Below are 17,634 nucleotides of genomic sequence, written 5' to 3'. Positions count from 1 at the left end.
GTCGGTCTCAGGAGCGGTCTCGGCAGTGCTGTCGCCGACGCCGGGAGCGGGCTGCTGGGTGAGCAGGTCGGTGAGCCGGTAGGCGGCGTGGCCGTCCAGTGCGGTCTGGCCGCGGTCATAGCGCTGGGTGGTGACCGGGGAGGCGTGCCCGAGCAGTTCCTGGACGGCTTCGACGGGACGCCGGCGGCTCGCAGCAGGGTGGCGGCGGTGGCGCGGAGCATGTGCGGGGTCAGCTTCGCGAGGTCCAGCCCGGTGGCGCGGGCGGCGGGGCGCGGTCTGTTGCCGCCAGCGGTCGAAGCTGCGGCCGGTCGGCCCTCAGCAGTAGCAGGTCACCAGCGTCGCGGCCGGTCATCAGCGGCCGCAGCAGGGTCATCACCTCCGCTGCCAGCGGCACGGCGATGATCTTGCCGCCCTTGAGCCGGAAGCGGATCATTCCCGGCTGCGGGAACACCGCCCGCAGACCGACCGGCACGCCGTCGGCCTGCGCGCCCGCGCCGACGTCCTCGACAACGGGCAGCGCACGCCCCTCAGCCGGTGAGCGACCGGCTGCGCGGTCGCGCCAGCACGCTCCGCGCCCTGGCCGACACCCATGATCGCACCCGGATCTCCCTGCAGGAGACGACGACGTGAGCCCCGCCTTCGACGAACGTGAGCGCATCCGCGCCGCCATGGACCGCATCCTGGCCAGCGCGCCTGAGAACTCCACCGGCGCGCTCACCATCGTCGCGCTGGCCCAGGAGGCCGACGGCCACCGCATCGCTCTCACCCAACGGCACAAGGATCTCAAGAACGAGTCTTATGAGCACGTCCAAGCCCGCGGAGCCACACCTGACGTCGAGGTGCGGCTGCGCGCGACGATCAAGAAGCTGAAGAAGACGATCGAGAACAAGAACAAGGAACTCGCCCAGATCCGGGAGGACGTTCCCGCCCTGGTCCGGGCGGTCCACCAGCTCACCCTGGAAAACCACGAGCTGCGCAAACAGCTGGAACTGCCCGAACCCAACGTCACCCCGCTGGACCATCAGGGCTGAGAGGGCGTCGGTCATCAGCGCGGCCGGCTGCCGATAGGGCACGATTCGGCACCGGGATGGGCCGTGATCTATGCCGCGGGTGCTGGACGGCGGCGAACATGTCGGTGTGAGCCGACGTCCCATCCGCAGGTGGTATCCGGCCGCTCTGCTGGCCATCGTCGCGCTGGTCGCGACGGTGGCGCTGGTGGGGCGCGCACTGGACCGGACCGACACGGTCAACCTGGCCGAGCTGGCTGCTGCCCACCAGTTGGGAACGATGGGCGGAGGTGTTCGCGGCGGCCGGCTTCGCGCCCGTCGCGCCCGGCTGCCCCGACGACCCCGACACGGTCTATGAAGCGAACGCCCACCCTGAGGTGTTCGCGCACAAGACCGTGGCTCAAGTCGCCGACCGTTACTGCGACCTGATCGGCAAGCTGCAGCGTAAGCCCACCATCGTCGGTCCTTCGGCGGGCTGCTCACCCAGATCCTCGCCGCACGCGGCATGTCAGTGGCCTCGGTCGCGATATTGACCCGGCCCCGTTCCAGGGCGTACTGCCCCTGCCGATCTCCTCCCTGCGCTCGGCCGCGCCGGTGCTGACCAACCCGGCCGACATCCACCGCGCCGTGCCGCTCACCTACGAGCAGTTCCGCTACGCCTTCGCCAACGCCGTCAGCGAGGAGGAGGCCAAGCACCTGTACGAGACGTTCGCCGTCCCGGCCCCGGGCGCGCCGCTGTTCCAGGCCGCGGTCGCCAACTTCAACCCGTGGAGCGAGACCAAGGTCGACAGCACGGACGGCAACCGCGGCCCGCTCCCCCTGATCTCCGGTGAGAAGGACCACACCGTCCCCTGAGCCATCACCCGCGCCTCCTACAAGAAGCAGGCGCGCAACACCCACCACGTCACCGAGATCGTCGAAATGCCGGGCCGCGACCACTCGCTGACCATCGACAGCGGCTGGCACGAGGTCTGCGACACCGCCCTGACCTTCATCAAGCGCTTCATCCCTCCCGGACAGGGACAGGGACAGGGACAGCCGATGATCACCACCAGACCAGGCCGTGCCCTCGCCGCTCCCCTATCCGCGTTCCTGCTCGTGCTCTCTCTGGGCGACACCGCGCCCGCCCAGGCGGGGGCCGCCAAACCCACCATTGTGCTGGTGCATGGCGCCTTCACCGACTCCTCCGGGCTGGAACCCGATCATCCAGCGCCTGCAGTGGGCCGGCTGACCGGCCGCTTCCCCGGCAGCAAGCTGCCCGACTCCATCCTCGCCCGCCCCTGTCCGGACGGTGTCGACGGCTACATCGACCGGCCACGTTCCGTGAGGTCTTCGCCGCAGACCTGCCCGCCTCCACCGCCCGCCTGATGGCCACCACCCAGAGGCCCGGCAGCGTGGCCCGACTGAGCGCCACCAGCACCGCACCCGCCTGGAAGAGCATCCCGTCCTGGTATCTGGTCGCCGGCGCCGACAACGCCATCCCGCCCGCCGCCCAGCGCTTCATGGCCAAACGTGCCGGCAGCAAGACAGCGGAGATCGCCGGTTCCTCCCACATGGTGATGCTCTCGCGCCCCGACGCGGCCACCGCCCCGATCCTCGCCGCCTACGCGAGCACCCGCACGTGAACTCGCACCGTGATCACGAACCGGCGGTCCTCCGCCACCGGTTCTGGCTCACTTGTCGCTCCGGCATCAGCCGGCACAATCTGCGTCCCTGTCGCAGATGCCGAACCGAGCTACATCGTCCTCAGGCGCAACGAGCACGACCATCGCGACTCCGTCGCCGCCCTCATGGTGGCGGCGACAACGGCCAACCGCACCCGCTGAGACCACCGCGCCCGTGGTCGGCCCAGTACAGAGTCGAGCCGGTTGCGGATGCCGGTCAGGTCGGCGATCCGCCTGTCGATCTGGTCGCGCTGGGCGGCCAGCCGGGCGAGCAGCTCGGAACCCTTTCTCCCCTGATCGCATCGAAGCGGTGGGCCGTCAGGAACGGCTTGAGGGCCGCCAGCATCTCCTCGGGGGCCTCTTCGGCCGGATAGTGGCCGCAGTCGGGGATGATCACGCTTTCCACGTCGTCGGCGGCGAGCCGCATGGTCTTTTCGACCAGGTCACCGGAGTTGCCCGCACCGGCGATCGCCAGGACGGGGATGGTCAGCCGCCGGGCCTTGCGCCGCTGGTTCTGCGCGATGGTGGTGTCGAGTGCGCGGTAGAACGCGAAGCTGGCGCGCAGGGCGTCGGGGTCGGCGGCGAGGGGGCCGACGTAGTGTTCGACGGCGTGGTCAGGGAGCTTGCGCACGGCCTTGGTGGCGAACTGGTGGCCGAAGAAGACGCGCTCCTTGCCCTGGATGAGCAGCTCGTTCAGCTCGGTGAGGCGGTTGAAGGCGAAGTGCCAGAGGCGGTCGTTGGCCTGCGCGCCGTGGAAGAGCGGCGGTGAGGGAGACAGGCCCGGGATGGCGGCCTCGGCGACGGCCAGGCGGTCGAGGCGCTCGGGGTGGTCGGCGGCCAGCGCGTAGCCGGTCCACATGCCGATGTCATGGCCGACCATGGAGAAGCGCTGGTGCCCGAGCGCGGCCATCAACGCCACCATGTCGGCGGCGAGGGTGCCGGTGTCGTAGCCGTCCTGCGGCTTGTCCGACAGCCCGACGCCGCGCGGGTCGACCGCGACGACCTGGAAGTCGGCGGCCAGCGCGGGCATGAGCAGCCGCCAGGCATACCAGCTCTGCGGCCAGCCCGCCAGCAGCAGCAGCGCGGGTCCCCGGCCGCCGGTGACCGCGTGCAGGCGCACGTCGCCGGTGTCGACGTAGCGGCTGATGAAGGTGTCGGTGAAGCCGGGCGGCAGGTGCGGCGCACCGCCGACCGAGCCGGGACCTTCGAGCATGGGTGCCTTCACGGCGTTTCCCTTCTGGTAGGTGATGCGGCCGCGTCAAGCAGCCGGAGGGGGACGCCTCAGCGCCGAGGCGAGCGTGGTGGCCACGACCGCGACCGACAGCAGCAACGTCGCCAGGTTCTCGTCGAGCGCCTGGTCGAGGACTCCCAGGCGCCGGCGTCGGGACGATCGACCCGGTGCAGACGACCAGGAAGTACGTGGACAGGAGATCCGCCCGGCGCCGCGGATGGGCCAGCCGCTGGGTGACGGCGACGCCGCGGCGGAACACCAGCCCGACGCCGGCGCCCGCAAGGATCGTGCCGGCGACGAACAGTGGCAGCGACCGGGTCCACAGCGCGGTCTGGACGACGACGCCCGCGACGAGCCACAGCGGCGCCGGTCGGCGGCCGGAGGGCCACCGCGCCGGGGCGGCGAGCCGGGAGACCAGGGCGACCAGGAACAGCCGCCCGATCCGCGCGCCGACGGCGGCGACGTTGTCGACGTGCAGCCGATCGTGCAGGAAGGCGGGCACCAGGGAGGAAACAAGCCCGCGGCCGTTGACCGCGAACGCGGCGAAAGCGGCAGCGGCCGGCGCCCCGCGCGATCGGACAGGGACGCGAACATCATCAGCGCCAGCACCGTTCCCAGCACATACACGGCGAACACCAGCGTGGTGGTGAAGGGCCTGAAACCCATGCGTGGCGCCCTGAACGCGTACAGCGGAATCGGCAGGGTGCCGCCCAGCATGACCAGGGCGTACACCGTTGCCACGAGCCAGAACCCGGCGCGGACGCGGCGGCCGCCGCAGCCCCGCGAACCGATTTCTGGAGCGATGTCGTGGATCACAGTGGTTTCTCCCTTGCGAATGCTCCAGCACGCTATGCCATCCTGTACTGAACAGTCAAAGATAGTTTTATCGTTCAGTCCAACATGTGGATAGAATCACGGCGGATACCAAGAGTCCGGGAGGTTTGGCATGTCAGGCCGCAAGCAGTTCGACGTCGGCGCGGCCCTGGACCAGGCGATGCGCGTGTTCTGGCAGCGCGGGTACACCGATGCCTCGCTCGACGTCCTGGGCGCGGCCGCCGGTCTGGGCCGCGGCTCCCTCTACGGCACGTTCGGCGGCAAGGACGCCCTGTTCCGCCAGTGTCTCGACCGTTACGCGGCCACCTACGGCGCCCAGTACGAGGAGGCGCTCGCCGCGCACTCCGACGATCCGGTGCGCGCGATCGAGGCGTTCCTGGACGTGGTGCTGGCGCGCATCGCCGACCCGTCGGTTCCTACGGGGTGCCTCATCGCGCAGTCCGCAGCGCAGTCGGCGATCCTCGGTGAGGAGAGCCGCGGCCATGTGCGCACCCTGCTCGACATCCAGCGCCGACGGGTACGCGCGGCGCTGGCGGCCGCACCGGCCGATCCCCACGTCCTGGACGAGCTGGCCGCGTTCGTCGTCGCCATCAACCAGTCGCTGGCCGTGCTCAGCCGTGCGGGCGCCTCCGACGCCGAACTGCGTTCCGTGGCCCGGCTCGCCCGCACAACGGTGGCCGACACCCTCGCCCGCGCGGCGGCGGGCGAGACCGCCGGCGGCTGACCGCCGGCGATGCCGTAGCCGCCGCTCACCCGCCCTGACCGCAGCGGTGCCTCCCACCAGCCCCGCCGCCGTTGAGCAAGTGGGCTCCGAGGTTGTCAGGCACGTTCGTCACCGGTGAAGTCCTTCGAGGGTTTCGCGCAAGGCCCCGGGTCGCACAGTGACCTCGTCGAAGCCACAGCGATCCGGACCGGCCGACGGCGCGGTGGGCCCCCGAGCCCGCGGATCAAGCGCGGAGGGCGTCGATCAGGGCGTCGACGGCGGCGAGCGCGGCGGAGGTGTCGAGTCCTGCGCGGGAGACCAGGGAGAGGCCCTGGACGGTGAACAGCAGGAGCTGCGCCTGGGCCTCTGGAGTGGCGGCCTGGGTGACCTCATTGGTGGCCTGCGCGCGCCGCAGGGCGTCGGCGACGATCTGGGTGAAGCGAGCGTGTGAGCGGGCTACGATCTCGCGGGCCTCGGCATCGTGCGGGACCAGTTCGGCCGTGGTGTTGCCGATCATGCACCCTTGCGGAACGCCGACGTCGGAGGCATACTCCTGCGCCCGGGCGGGATGAGTGAGCACCTCGCGCAGCGCCGGCAGCACCGGCCCGGCCTCCAGCGCCGTGATCAGCTCGCGCTCGTAGGTGTCCCAGTACAACTGGACCGCCGCCAGGTAGAACTGCCGCTTGTCGCCGAAGGCGCCGTACAGGCTGCCCCGCTCCAGGGCCAGCGCGTCAACCAGGTCCTGAACGGAGGTCTCTCCGTAGCCCCGGGACCAGAACAGCAGGAGCGCACGCTCCAGCGCCTCGTCCTTGTCGAATGCGCGGGGGCGCCCTGTCCGTGCCATGTCCCCCAGGTTACGACTTTTTGACCGCTTGCACAAAATGCCCTACGGTGAGGCCGAGCGACTTATTGAACGACCACACGGAAGTCTGCCGGCGCATGAGCGCGCCGGCGGACGAGAGGCAGGACCCATGGACTTCAACGGGAAGACGGCGTTGATCACCGGATCGGGCGCCATCGGCGGGCTCGGGCACGCGACAGCGCGGATCCTCGCCGCCGGCGGGGCCAACGTGATCATCACCGGCACCGACCCGGATCGTGGCGCCCAGGTCGTGGATGACGTGCGGGCGAGCGCGGCCGGCACCGTGCGCTTCATCCCCGCCGACCTGGCCGACCCGCAGGCCGTGCAACGGCTGGGCGACGACGCCGGGGCGGTGGACATCCTCGTCAACAACGCGGGCGTCGTCCCGTTCAGCGCGACCGCCGACCAGGACCTCGCCGGCTACGACGCCGCCTTCGCGGTCAACGTGCGCGCGCCGTTCGTCCTGGTCGCCCGGCTCGCACCGAAGATGGCCGCCGGCGGGGGCGGCAGCATCGTCAACGTCAGCTCCACCGCGGCCGCCCTGGGCATGCCGGCGATGGCGGTCTACGGCGCCACCAAGGCGGCGCTGGAGTCGCTGACCCGCACTTGGGCGGCCGAGTTCGCCCCTTCGAACGTGCGCGTCAACGCCGTGGCGCCCGGCCCGATGACCACCTCCAAGGTGGTGGCGGCCATGGGCCCGGACCTCGGCGGCATGGGGCTGACGACCGCGCTGAAGCGGGCCGCCGACCCGGCCGAGGTCGCCCAGGTGATCGCCTTCCTCGCGGGCGACCAGGCCGGCTACATGACCGGCGCCGTCGTGGCAGCCGACGGAGGCCGCACCGCCATCTGACCCGGGGCACCCTCCGGTCCCTCTGCACAACCACCGTTACCAGAACCACGCGCTCGGGCGCGAGTGAGGAGATCGAGGTCAATGGATCGTCTTGAGGGCAAGTACGCCCTGATCACGGGAGGGACGAGCGGCATCGGGTTCGAGACCGCCCGCGAGTTCCTCGCCGAGGGAGCGGCCGTCGCGATCACCGGCCGCTCGCGCGAACGTCTGGAGGAGGCCGCCCGGCGGCTGGGCGGCCGGGTGCTGCCCGTGCTGTCCGACGCCGGCGACGTGCCCGGCCAGGCAGCGCTCGCGGCGCGGCTGCGGCAGGAGTGGCCGCGGCTCGACGTCGTGATGAGCAACGCCGCCGACGTCACCCACCTGCCGATCGAGGAATGGACCGAGGAGGCGTTCGACCGGCTCATCGCCACCAACCTCAAGGGGCCGTTCTTCCTGGTCAAGGCCCTGCTGCCGCTGTTGTCCCGGCAGGCGTCCGTCATCCTCGTCGGCTCCGTCTCCGCCTTCATCGGGCACGAGAACGCGGCGGTCTACGGCGCCGCCAAGGCCGGCCTGCTGTCCCTGTCGCGCGGGCTGACCTACGAGCTGAAGGAGCGGGGCGTCCGCGTCAACGGGCTGAGCCCGGGGCCGACCCTCACGGACACGTTCGCCTCACTCGGCCCCGAGCGGCAGGCCGCCGTGTACGACGAACTGCGGCGGACCGTGCCCCTGCATCGCATCGGCACCGCCACCGAGCTGGCAAAGGCGGCCGTCTACCTGGCCTCCGACGAGTCCGCCTACACCGCCGGCACCGTCCTGCGCGTCGATGGCGGCATCGGAGAACTCGCCTACTGACCTCGATTCGTCAGCGGTCCTGCCCGCACTCTCGGCACCTCTGCTTCCCGGGGCAACCGCCAGAATCCACGTGCAGACCGAGGGGTTGCTCGCTCCGCTCCGCGAGCCGGCGCTGCTGACCAGGCAGTGCGCGACCCTGGACCGCCTGTCGGGAGGGCGCTTCGCGCTCGGCATCGGCTTGGGGGCGCGCCGGGACGACTGCGAGGCGGTGAATGTGGACGTGCACCGGTGCGGGGCGTGGCTGGAGGAGGTGATGGCGGTGATGCGCCGTGTCTGGTCGGGCGAGCCGTACGCCTAGGGCATCGGCCCGATCGGACCGCAGCCTACCCGCCGTGGCGGTCCCGAGATCCTGTTCGGGGCCTTCAGCCCGGCCGGGATCCGGCGTGCCGCCCGCTTGAGCGACGGTTTCCTGTGCGCGGCACATCTGCCGACGCCGGCCAAGTGCTGCACCACGACAAAGGCCAAGAAGCCGTCGAACGCCGCTACCAGGCGTTCAAGGGCCCGCCGGGCGCGCCGCCGAAGGCGCGCCCTCCAGGCAGGCATCGAGGCTGAACGGTCACCGCAGGCTGGCGGTCAGCGGGAAGGGCGCGGTCGCGCGTCCCCTGCCGAGCCGGACCCAGCGCACGAGGAGCAGGGCCATCCCGATCAGCCCGTCGACCATCAGCAGCCCCCAGTTCAGCATCGTGAACAGGTGGACCTGGGTCTGGGTGACGCCGGGCAGTTGCCCGAGCCGGATGATCGCCAGCCACTGGGCCGGGGTGCCGGTCACGAGCAGGGTCAGCCACACCGCGATGGTTTGCGCGGCGTCCCACAGGGCGTGCAGCAAGACCACGACGGCGTACCAGCCGAGGAGAGGGAGGTTCGGCCGGGGCCGGTCGCTGCGGCTGCGCGCCGCGGCCGCGAACAGCACGCCGCCGAGCAGCGCGGTCCACAACCCGTGCCCGACCGGGGCGAGCACCGCACGCAGGGCCTCGGTCTCAACGAGATTGAGCAGCGACAGGCCGCTGGAGGTGAACAGCGCGTTGAAGGCGTACCCGGCGCTCTCGAACGCGGCGAAGCCGAAGCCCACGGCCGCGCCGAGCACCATGCCGTCACGCGGGGTGTAGAAGGGCAGCCGGCGGGCGAGCAGCCACAGCGCGGCCAGCTTGACACCTTCCTCGATCGCCCCGATCGCCAGGTAGCCCCAGCTGGACATGTTCGTCAGCAGCGCCGACTCCAGGATCGAGGCGCCCAGGACGCCGAGCACGCCGCCGTACACGAACGCGGAGAAGATGCGCTGGGTGGTGATCACCGCGTCGGCGCGCCGGAACGCGAACGCGACGAACGTGACGGGGACCAGGAAACTGCCCACCAGGATGATCGTCGGCACCAGGTTGACGTTGCCGGTGACGAACGTGACCACCACGGTCGCCACCCACAGCGCCAGCCCTCCGAGGAGGATCCGGACCCAGCTCGGGCCGGTGCGCCGCGCTCTGGGCTCGTTGACGAATGCGACATCAGGGAAAACTGCCGGGTGTGACTTCACCGCGGGCTCCTTCCGGGGAGTGCTCAAGGCTTTCCCTTCAGGATCCGCGGGCCCCGCCGCGGTGTCGCCCCGGCCAGCGGCCATCCCGGCTACCGGCTGGCTGGAATCCCGGGATCCCGGTCAGCCTCCGGTGACCGGCAGATCGGCGTGCAGGGTGGTGCCCTGGGCGGGCGGGCTGTCTACGGTGAACGTGCCGCCCAGCGCCTCGACGCGGTCGGCGAGCCCGAGCAGTCCCGAGCCCGTGCCGGACATGGCGCCGCCGACGCCGTCGTCGCTCACCCGCAGTCGCAACGTCCCCTGCTCCAGGCACGCCCGCACGGTCACGACCGCGGCCTGGGCGTGTTTGGCGGTGTTGGTGAGCGCTTCGGAGACCACGTAGTAGGCGGCCACCTCGACGGGTTCCGGCAGCCGGCCCGGCACGTTCACGTCCAGCTCGACCGGCACCGCGCTGCGGCGCGCGAGGGTCTTCAACGCCGGGCCGAGTCCGGCCTCGCTCAGGATCGCCGGGTGGATGCCGCGGGAGATCTCGCGCAGCTCGTCGACGGCCCCACCGAGCCCGTCGGCGAGCCGGTCGAGGGGTTCGGCGAGGTCGGGGCGGTCCGGCGGCAGCGTCGCCTGAGTGGTGCGCACGTCCAGCACGAGCGAGACCAGCCGCTGCTGGATGCCGTCGTGCAGGTCGCGTTCGATACGGCGGCGGACCTGGTCGGCGGAGGTGACGATGCGCGAGCGGGATGCGGCCAGCTCTTCCCGCTGCCTGTCCAGCGTGGCCGCCATCGTGTTGAAGCCGCGCTCCAGGACGCGGATCTCGCCGACCCCGCGCTCGGGCACCCGGGCCTGCAGGTCGCCGCCGGCCAGCTGCCGCGTGGCCCCGGCGAGCCGCCGCACCGGGGTGACCACCGCGCGGGCCAGGTAGAGGGAGTAGGCGCCGATCAGGGCGACCGACGCGATCAGCCCGGCCACGCCGATGGTGATCGCGCGCAGGGCCGCCGTGTCGGACTGGCGCTGCTCGGTCCGGGCCATGGAAAGGGCGCCCGCCACCAGCGCGTCGAACTCCCCGCGCATCGTGTCCACGCGGCGCTTGCCCTCCGCGGTCTCGGCCGCCCGCGCCACGGCCCGATCACTCCGCATGGCCCGCACCAGCGGGACGGAGTAGGCGTCGATGTACGACGTGCCCTCCGCCTCGATCCTCCGGGCGAGCACGTGGTTGGCGGGGTCGTCGGCCACCAGCCGCTCCAGTTCGACCGCCTGCCCGGGGAAGGCCGCGACGGCCGCCTGCCACGGCTGCAGGAAGCTCTCCTGGCCGGTGAGGGCGAACCCGCGCTGGCTCGTCTCCATGTCGATGATCAGACGTTCCAGCCGGTTGGCCATCGTCAGGACCTGTGCGGAGCGCTGCTCGCGACGCCAGGCGTCACGCAGGTCGCCGATCGAGACCAGCAGGACCGCGAAGGCGGTGCCCACGATCAGCGCCAGCACGGCGCCGGCCGTAACGGTGCGGAGGGTGAGACCGCGGCCTGGATCGTTCCTGGCTGCGCCTGACCGGCCATCGAGCATGCCCGGAGTGTACCGATCGGGGACAAGGTCCCATAATGCCGACATGGCCGATACGCAGGTGGTTCTCGCTGACGACGACGTGCTGCTGCGCGAGGGGCTCGCCAGCCTTCTCGCGCGCTCCGGCCTGGACGTGGTCGGGCAGGCCGGTGACGCCGTCCAGCTGCTGGACCTGGTCCGCGAACGGCGGCCGGAGCTGGCCATCGTGGACATCCGGATGCCGCCCACCAACACGGTCGAGGGGCTGCGGGCCGCCGCGGAGATCCGCGAGCGGCACCCCGAGGTGGGCATCCTGGTGCTGTCGGCACACGCCGAGGCCGAGCACGCCATGCAGCTGCTGGCCAGCGGCGGCGGGATCGGCTACCTGCTCAAGAGCCGGGTGACCGACGTGGAGGACTTCGTCGACACGGCGCTGCGCATCGCCAGGGGCGGCTCGGTCGTCGACCCCGCACTGGTCCAGGAGCTGGTGTCGGCGCGACGCCGCAACGACCCGCTGGACGCGCTCAGCACGCGCGAGCGCGAGGTGTTGTCGCTGATGGCCGAGGGCCGCTCGAACGCCGGCATCGCCCGCCGGTTGTGGGTGACCGAGGGCACGGTGGAGAAGCACGTACGCAGCATTCTCACCAAGCTGGGCCTGACCGAGGCCGACGACGACCACCGCCGGGTGCTGGCCGTGCTCACCTTCCTCGATGCCCGCTGAGCAGCTCGCGGATCGCCGGCCCTGACAGCCGCGCCTTCGGCAGGAACCCGACCGCCTGGCTCGCCTCCACGAGCTGGGCGAAGTCGTCGGCGTCCTGGGTCGAGATCATGATGACCGGGACGGCTTCCAGGCGGCGGGCCACGTCGAAGCCGCTCTCCTCGCCGAGCCCGACGTCGACCAGCGCGACGTCGGGCCGCAGCGCCGAGGCCAGCTCCAACGCCTGGCCTCCGGTCTCGGCCGTGCCGACGACCTGGACGCCCTGCAGCTCCAGCAGCCGGCTCGCGGCCTCCACGAACCGCCGGCTGTCATCGACGATCAGGCAGCGCAACTCCACCTCCCCAGGCTCCCACCCCGGCAGGGCGCGGGGCATTCCCGCTAGCTGGAACCCTCTCGTGCGTACCGCCGGCGCGGTCATCGGCCCAGGCCCGCGACGAGGTTGATGGTCAGGGCGACGATGACCGTCCCGAACAGGTACGACAGCAGGGCCTGGCGCAGCACCGTCGAGCGGAACGCGGAGGTGTGCAACTCGGTGTCGGAGACCTGGAACGTCATCCCGACGGTGAAGGCCAGATAGGCGAAGTCGGTGAATCGCGGCTGGGCCCCGCCGGGGTCGCCGGTGTGGAAGTCGATGCCCTCGCCACCCGAGGAGTAGTACATCAGCGCGTACCGCAGCGTGAAGATCGTGTGCACGACCGCCCACGACGCCACGACGCTGGCGACGCCGAGCCCCACGACCAAGGCTGCCCCGGTTCCGGCGATCATGATCATGTAGCCCACCGCCGCCAGGCTGGCCACCGCCGCGACGACCACGGCCACGTCCGCGCCCGCGCGCGTGGGATCCTCCCGGTCCACGTCGGCGGCCGTCTGCGGGCCGTCGAGCCGGGCGATCCGCGCCCAGGTGACCGCCAGGAACACCACGGCCACCGCGTCCCAGCCGATCAACGGCACGTACGGCAACGGCACCACCGCCGCGGCCATGGCCACGGCCAGGAGCCCGCCCGCGGCAGCGGTCAGCGCGGCCCGCCGTACCGAGGCTCCGAGCATCTCCGACACCCGCGTCATCAGGATCGCCCCTATCCTCTGTTCTCGTGCTTCCAGCCTCGCCGCGAACGGGCCGGCGGGCATCGCGGCCAGCGCCCGTCCGGGGATGGGGCCAGCGGTAAGCCGCCGCTACCTGCTAGCCGCCAGGGCTCCGGCGGCGCAGGACGGTCTGGGCCGATCGGTGCGCGTATTCCGGGGTTGAGGGACGAGCGGACAGCCGTTGGCGCTGAGAACGATCTTTATCGCGGTGAGAGAGGCCCGCTCTCGGTCGTGCAGGTTGCTCAGCGCGTTGTCTGGTCGCGACGCCGCTTTCGGCGTCGGCGACCTTGTCGTCCAGCCGCGCGTACAGCTGGGTGGTCTCGGTCGAGGCATGGCCGGGTCTGCGACACGCGGCCTCAAACGCCGCCTGTCGCCGGCCATCTGGACGTCCTGGTTCCCATGACGCTGGTCGATGCAGAGTATGCGGGTGAGATCTTCGGCTTGCTGAAGGGAGCGGGGGCCGTCGTCCAGCACTTCTTCCTCAAGGTCTCTGCGGACGTCCTGGCGAAGCTGATGGAGGGCCGGAGCTTCAGGAAGTGGCCGATTCCGCTCCAGCCTTCGTTGAGCCGCTCAGGGCCCAGGCCCGTCTTGATGTGTGACGGGCCTGGACGTCCGCCCGGATCAGCTGCTGATCACACAGCGCGCTCCCCCGCTCACCGAGCAGTGAACGTCCTCGAAGTCGCTGATTTTCGTCCACGTGAATGCCGCGACCCGGATCGCCACGCCGGTCGGCAGCACGACGAGGACCGGCTGTTCGACCATGAAGCCGTCGGTGTCCATTCCGGGCCGGATCCCGTCCGTGCCCTCGTCCGCCTTGCCACTGGGGAGCCACCAGTGGGTGCAGCGCTGGGTTCCGGCGTTCCACGTCCGGCACGAGCTCGAGCCGCCGCCGAACGTGGCGATCTTGACCGTGTAGCTGGCTGGCAGGTCGTTACGGATGTCTCCCCTGACGCCGGCGTACGCGGGTGTCGCGGTCAGCACACTGGCCCCCAGAAAGAAGAGCCCCGTGACGGTGGCCGCGCGGCGGGCCGATCGCATGAACATATGTCTCCCCTGTCGGCTAGTTTGCCCGGTCAAGCTGCTTGACCGGAGGGTTCGGGGAGTCAAGCTAGTTGGTTGTGGTTTGTCCAGCGACGGGGCGATGTGCTGAACAAACAATCGGGGACGCGGTGTAGGCGCCGTGATGGTCAATGGGGCCGCGACCTCCCGCCGGGCTGCTGTCCCGCCCAAGGGCACGGCGCTGCTGGAGGTGGCGGTGCGCGGGGTGGAGGTCGTCGGCCGCCGCTTCCGTCAGTTACACGGTCCGCGTCGAGCGGCGCGGATGACGAAGCCGAAGTCGTGGACGACCTGTCCCGGGGCGAGCTCTCGGCGGTCACCGCCGTAACCGAACCAGTTGTAGAAGCACCAGGGGTCGCCGCTGTAGTTGGCCGCCCGGACGATGGGCGGGATGATGTCGGCTTCGTCGTCGAAGAGCACCCTGAGGTTGTCGTCCACGTCGTAGGCGCAGACGCCCAGCACGGGCGGGCACGGGAAGCCGGCTGCGGGCGGTTGAGCGGTCGCGGCGGAAGCGGGCAGGGGCAGGCCGGTAACGGCCATGACCAGCGCGGCTACGGCAGTGGCCTTGCGGAGGACGGGCATGTGCGCTCACTCCTTGCTCTCGGAGATGCCTGCGGAGGCAGACCCTTCATTGAAGCAGAAAGTCACACATCATCAACAGAGAGTGACTGGACTGGTTCGCTGAACGAGACGGCTGAGCGGGACTCAGAATCGGGCAATCAAGATCCTTCTCAGCGCCAACGGCTGTCCGCCGGTTCCTCGGCCCCGCACTCCGCATCCTCGTACTCGTGGTACTCGTAGGCGTCCCGGATCTCCCACGCGTGCTCGTACGCCGTCGGCTTGCGCTCGGTGTACGGCTTCACGCACGAGACGTCCGCGAGGCCGGAGTCGGCGGACGGCCCGCGGTTCCCGGTTGAGCCGGTGGGCCACGATCTCGGTGCGCTCCCCCGGGTGGCAGGGAGGCGGTCAGGCGCACGGCGGGGGCTTGTCAGGCTTGCCGGGTGCTGCCATCGTCGCGGCGGCGGGGTCCGGCGTTTGCAGGAGGGCGGTCAGGTGTCGATGAGGTAGTCCCCGCAGGGTCGTCATCAGGGCGGGGTTCGTGTGCAGGCGCCGGCCGATCGCGCCGCCGGGCAGAGCGATGCCCAGATTGCCGTGCCGGGCCAGGCGGCTCGCATCGGCGGATCGTCGGCCGGCGAGCTTGGGGACCGAGTGTTTCGGCATCATGCTGAGTCTCGGGGAAGCCCTCGGGCCAGCGCGACCAGGCGAGGGACCCGCCGAGGAGGACGCCGGTCGGCGGCGCGGCGTTCACCCGAGGCCAGGCGGTAGGGCACCAGCGTGACCATTACTCCGGAGATCAGCAGCAGCCGGTCCCGCAGCCGCGCGGCCAGCCGGTTGTGCAGCACCCGCTCCCACCAGTGCCCGATCACGTATTCGACGATGTAGATGGTGACGATCTCGCCGTCGTGCCGGGCCCGTCGTTCGCGCACATACTGCAGCACCGGTCCCACGGTGGTCCGGTACGGCGAGTCGATCAGTGTCAGCGACACATCGGGGGCGTACCGCTCCCAGCCGTCCCGCAGTTCCCGGGTCACCTCCTCATCGGTGCACACGTGGACGGCCTCGAGGCTGGCCGGCCGGGTTGCGGCGGCGTAGGCGAGCGCCTGCAGGGCCGGGCTGCTCAGCCGGGACACCAGCACCATGGCGTGACCGACGGCCGGGCGAACCGGGGGCGCGTCCGGCTTGGTCGCCTCCCGCACGTGGTCGTAGTGCCGCCGGATTGCCTTCATGAGCACGAACAGCGCCGGCATGGCCAGGCAGACGATCCACGCGCCGTTGAGGAACTTGGTGACCAGGACGATCACCAGCACCACGGCGGTCACCACCGCACCGACCGCGTTGATCGCCTGGCGCCGCCGCACCTTCAGGGTGTACGGCCGGCCGAGGCGCTGCCAGTGCCGGACCATGCCTGCCTGGCTGAGCGTGAACGACACGAAGACGCCGATGATGTAAAGCTGGATCAGCCGGGAGGTGTTGGCGTCGAAGGCGACGAGCAGGATCGCCGCGGCCGTGGCGAGCAGCAGGATCGCGTTGCTGAAGACCAGTCGGTCTCCCCGCTTGTGAAGCTGCCGCGACAGGTAGGAGTCCGCGGACAGGATGGAGGCCAGCAGGGGGAACCCGTTGTACGCGGTGTTGGCGGCCATGATCAGGATTGCCGCGGTGGTGGCCTGGAGGTAGGCGTACAGGACGCCGCCGCCGAAGACGGCGTCGCCGATCTGGGCAAGCGCGGTCGGCTCGACGTAGTTCGCGGGCATCCCGGCGACCCGGCCAGGGTGATCGGGGTCGGTCATCCGTACGCCGGTGAACAGCGCCAGCGCGGTGATGCCGGAGAACATCGTGATCGACAAGACGCCCATGATCGCCAGGGTGTTCGCCGCGTTCTTGCTCTTGGGCGGCCGGAAGGCAGGTACGCCGTTGCTGACGGCCTCGACTCCCGTCAGTGCCGTGCACCCGGAGGCGAACGCCCGCAGCACCAGGAAGATCGCCACCACACCGACGGGCTGGTAGAGCGGGTCGACGGCGAAGTCCGCGCTGATGGCGCGTGGTAGGTCGCCGGTGGCCAGCCGCCACGCCGCGACCAGGAACAGCAGGTAGATGCCGCCGATGAAGGCATAGGTGGGCACGGCGAAGCCGCGCCCGGACTCCCGGGTGCCGCGCAGGTTGATCAGGGTGAGTATCGCGATGCAGGCCACGCTCAGCGCGGCCGACCAGCGTTCCAGCGCGGGTAGATAGGAGGTGATCGCGTCGACTCCGGCGGCGACGGAGACGGCTACCGTCAGCACGTAGTCGACCAGCAGCGCGCTCGCCGCGACCAGACTGGCGTTGGTGCCCAGGTTCTCCCGGCTGACGACGTACGCTCCGCCTCCGTTGGGGTAGGCATAGCAGGTCTGCCGGTAGGACACGATGATGATGACCAGCATGGCCACGATGGCCGCCCCGATCCACCCCGTGACGTGCAGCAGGGCGAGCCCACCCAGGGTGAGGGCCATGATGATCTGCTCGGTCGCGTACGCCACCGATGAGATGGGGTCGCTGCAGAAGACGGGCAACGCCAGCCGCTTGGGCAGGAGCTGTGTGGCAAGGCTCCCGGTCGGCAACGGGCGGCCGATCAGGACCCGCTTCGCCCAGTCCTTCACGGGCCGGCGGTCACACGCATCACCGCCTCCTTTCGATCACTGACTGTAATCGAGGGAGCAGCGGTGCACCGCCTCGACATGCAGCGATCCATCATCCAGGTGGCCGGCTGGGCTGGGTGCGGCCGTCGGTGTGGAAGGTGGCAGGCGGTCGGTTCGCCATCGCGGCGACGTGTTCGTCGTGCACCTGCAGCCGTCGGTGCGCGGTCGGCGTGCGGGTGAGCGGTCACATCGGGCCGGGTCAGGTGTCTGCGTCGCCGCTCGGCGGCAGGATTTCGCCGCCAGAACGGTGAACGGCTGGTGCGGGAGCGGTGAAAAGAGCCCTGCGTGCACCGCCCCCGGATCATCCGCTTTTAGCGGAAATAGGGAAATTAAACAGCTTTGAAGGGAATGACACCGTTTATCCAATCAGTTCGTGGGTTTCTGGACTATCGGAGGCTGGCGGCGATGTAGGCCAGATGAGGATCGGCGAAGAACGATCGCACCAGCGCAGGCATCTTCTGTAACCGCCGCAGCGCGCCCAGGGCGAGGGCTTTGAGCTCCTCGACGCCG

At 70.6% G+C, this 17,634-nt stretch carries 22 protein-coding genes; 10 read left to right on the top strand and 12 right to left on the bottom strand.

Translation table 11 applies throughout. The features are described 5' to 3' along the window. Positions 1–229: 229 nt before the first annotated feature. On the bottom strand, positions 230–472 hold the full coding sequence (locus AB0J69_RS23740; RefSeq protein WP_364120932.1) for a hypothetical protein: 243 nt from the start codon (positions 470–472) through the stop codon (positions 230–232). A gap of 154 nt (positions 473–626) precedes the next feature. Here AB0J69_RS23740 and AB0J69_RS23735 point away from each other — a divergent pair, with 154 nt between their 5' ends. From AB0J69_RS23735 to AB0J69_RS23720, 4 genes are all read left to right on the top strand, one after another. Continuing rightward, a complete protein-coding gene (locus AB0J69_RS23735; protein ID WP_364120929.1) occupies positions 627–1,031 on the top strand; it encodes a hypothetical protein in 405 nt (134 codons plus the stop codon). Positions 1,032–1,137: 106 nt separating this feature from the next. After that, positions 1,138–1,365 carry a hypothetical protein gene (locus AB0J69_RS23730; RefSeq protein ID WP_364120926.1) on the top strand — a complete coding sequence of 76 codons (228 nt, stop codon included), beginning with the start codon at positions 1,138–1,140 and terminating at the stop codon, positions 1,363–1,365. Between the two features lie 236 nt (positions 1,366–1,601). Next, the gene (locus AB0J69_RS23725) at positions 1,602–1,862 is read left to right on the top strand and encodes a hypothetical protein (protein ID WP_364120923.1); all 261 of its coding nucleotides are present in this window, start codon (positions 1,602–1,604) and stop codon (positions 1,860–1,862) included. After that, positions 1,859–2,632: an alpha/beta hydrolase gene (locus tag AB0J69_RS23720; RefSeq protein ID WP_364121300.1), complete on the top strand. Its 774-nt coding sequence runs from the start codon at positions 1,859–1,861 to the stop codon at positions 2,630–2,632. Before AB0J69_RS23725 ends, AB0J69_RS23720 begins: the two co-directional genes overlap by 4 nt. A gap of 256 nt (positions 2,633–2,888) precedes the next feature. On the opposite strand, the gene AB0J69_RS23715 is transcribed toward AB0J69_RS23720, so the two are convergent. Next, entirely contained in the window at positions 2,889–3,896 is a 1,008-nt protein-coding gene (locus AB0J69_RS23715; RefSeq protein WP_364120920.1) for an alpha/beta hydrolase, read from the bottom strand. Positions 3,897–3,972: 76 nt separating this feature from the next. On the opposite strand from AB0J69_RS23715, the gene AB0J69_RS23710 reads away from it, so the two are divergent. Continuing rightward, complete coding sequence (locus tag AB0J69_RS23710; RefSeq protein WP_364120917.1) at positions 3,973–4,812, top strand: hypothetical protein; 840 nt, start codon at positions 3,973–3,975, stop codon at positions 4,810–4,812. A gap of 36 nt (positions 4,813–4,848) precedes the next feature. Further along, a complete protein-coding gene (locus tag AB0J69_RS23705) occupies positions 4,849–5,460 on the top strand; it encodes a TetR/AcrR family transcriptional regulator (RefSeq protein ID WP_364120914.1) in 612 nt (203 codons plus the stop codon). Positions 5,461–5,683: 223 nt separating this feature from the next. On the opposite strand, the gene AB0J69_RS23700 is transcribed toward AB0J69_RS23705, so the two are convergent. Continuing rightward, entirely contained in the window at positions 5,684–6,283 is a 600-nt protein-coding gene (locus AB0J69_RS23700; protein ID WP_364120911.1) for a TetR/AcrR family transcriptional regulator, read from the bottom strand. Between the two features lie 127 nt (positions 6,284–6,410). On the opposite strand from AB0J69_RS23700, the gene AB0J69_RS23695 reads away from it, so the two are divergent. From AB0J69_RS23695 to AB0J69_RS23685, 3 genes are all read left to right on the top strand, one after another. Further along, complete coding sequence (locus AB0J69_RS23695; protein ID WP_364120908.1) at positions 6,411–7,151, top strand: SDR family oxidoreductase; 741 nt, start codon at positions 6,411–6,413, stop codon at positions 7,149–7,151. An 81-nt stretch (positions 7,152–7,232) separates the two neighbouring features. Beyond that, complete coding sequence (locus AB0J69_RS23690; protein ID WP_364120906.1) at positions 7,233–7,982, top strand: SDR family oxidoreductase; 750 nt, start codon at positions 7,233–7,235, stop codon at positions 7,980–7,982. Beyond that, complete coding sequence (locus tag AB0J69_RS23685) at positions 7,954–8,280, top strand: LLM class flavin-dependent oxidoreductase (protein WP_364120904.1); 327 nt, start codon at positions 7,954–7,956, stop codon at positions 8,278–8,280. The genes AB0J69_RS23690 and AB0J69_RS23685 overlap by 29 nt, the downstream gene beginning before the upstream one ends. A 258-nt stretch (positions 8,281–8,538) precedes the next feature. On the opposite strand, the gene AB0J69_RS23680 is transcribed toward AB0J69_RS23685, so the two are convergent. Next, on the bottom strand, positions 8,539–9,507 hold the full coding sequence (locus AB0J69_RS23680) for a PrsW family glutamic-type intramembrane protease (RefSeq protein WP_364120901.1): 969 nt from the start codon (positions 9,505–9,507) through the stop codon (positions 8,539–8,541). A gap of 120 nt (positions 9,508–9,627) precedes the next feature. After that, entirely contained in the window at positions 9,628–11,058 is a 1,431-nt protein-coding gene (locus tag AB0J69_RS23675) for a CHASE3 domain-containing protein (protein ID WP_364120898.1), read from the bottom strand. Positions 11,059–11,101: 43 nt separating this feature from the next. On the opposite strand from AB0J69_RS23675, the gene AB0J69_RS23670 reads away from it, so the two are divergent. After that, positions 11,102–11,755, top strand: a complete 654-nt coding sequence (locus tag AB0J69_RS23670) for a response regulator transcription factor (RefSeq protein WP_364120895.1) — start codon at positions 11,102–11,104, stop codon at positions 11,753–11,755. Here AB0J69_RS23670 and AB0J69_RS23665 read toward each other — a convergent pair. The 7 genes from AB0J69_RS23665 to AB0J69_RS23635 form a co-directional block, all read right to left on the bottom strand. Beyond that, positions 11,733–12,089, bottom strand: a complete 357-nt coding sequence (locus AB0J69_RS23665; RefSeq protein ID WP_364120892.1) for a response regulator transcription factor — start codon at positions 12,087–12,089, stop codon at positions 11,733–11,735. The genes AB0J69_RS23670 and AB0J69_RS23665 overlap by 23 nt on opposite strands. 77 nt (positions 12,090–12,166) lie before the next feature. Further along, positions 12,167–12,817 (bottom strand): DUF1345 domain-containing protein, encoded by a 651-nt coding sequence (locus AB0J69_RS23660; RefSeq protein WP_364120889.1) that lies wholly within the window; start codon positions 12,815–12,817, stop codon positions 12,167–12,169. A gap of 639 nt (positions 12,818–13,456) precedes the next feature. Then, positions 13,457–13,879, bottom strand: a complete 423-nt coding sequence (locus tag AB0J69_RS23655) for a hypothetical protein (protein WP_364120886.1) — start codon at positions 13,877–13,879, stop codon at positions 13,457–13,459. A 246-nt stretch (positions 13,880–14,125) separates the two neighbouring features. Next, positions 14,126–14,473: a hypothetical protein gene (locus tag AB0J69_RS23650; protein ID WP_364120883.1), complete on the bottom strand. Its 348-nt coding sequence runs from the start codon at positions 14,471–14,473 to the stop codon at positions 14,126–14,128. 149 nt (positions 14,474–14,622) lie between these two features. Next, positions 14,623–14,754: a hypothetical protein gene (locus AB0J69_RS23645; protein ID WP_364120881.1), complete on the bottom strand. Its 132-nt coding sequence runs from the start codon at positions 14,752–14,754 to the stop codon at positions 14,623–14,625. A gap of 103 nt (positions 14,755–14,857) precedes the next feature. After that, on the bottom strand, positions 14,858–15,112 hold the full coding sequence (locus AB0J69_RS23640; RefSeq protein WP_364120878.1) for a hypothetical protein: 255 nt from the start codon (positions 15,110–15,112) through the stop codon (positions 14,858–14,860). Then, positions 15,112–17,085: an APC family permease gene (locus tag AB0J69_RS23635; RefSeq protein WP_364120875.1), complete on the bottom strand. Its 1,974-nt coding sequence runs from the start codon at positions 17,083–17,085 to the stop codon at positions 15,112–15,114. The genes AB0J69_RS23640 and AB0J69_RS23635 overlap by 1 nt, the downstream gene beginning before the upstream one ends. Between the last annotated feature and the right edge of the window lie 549 nt (positions 17,086–17,634).

The organism is Nonomuraea sp. NPDC049709, from assembly GCF_040674815.1.
In the GTDB taxonomy this organism is placed as follows: domain Bacteria; phylum Actinomycetota; class Actinomycetes; order Streptosporangiales; family Streptosporangiaceae; genus Nonomuraea.
This window is presented reverse-complemented; position numbering and strand designations above follow the sequence as displayed.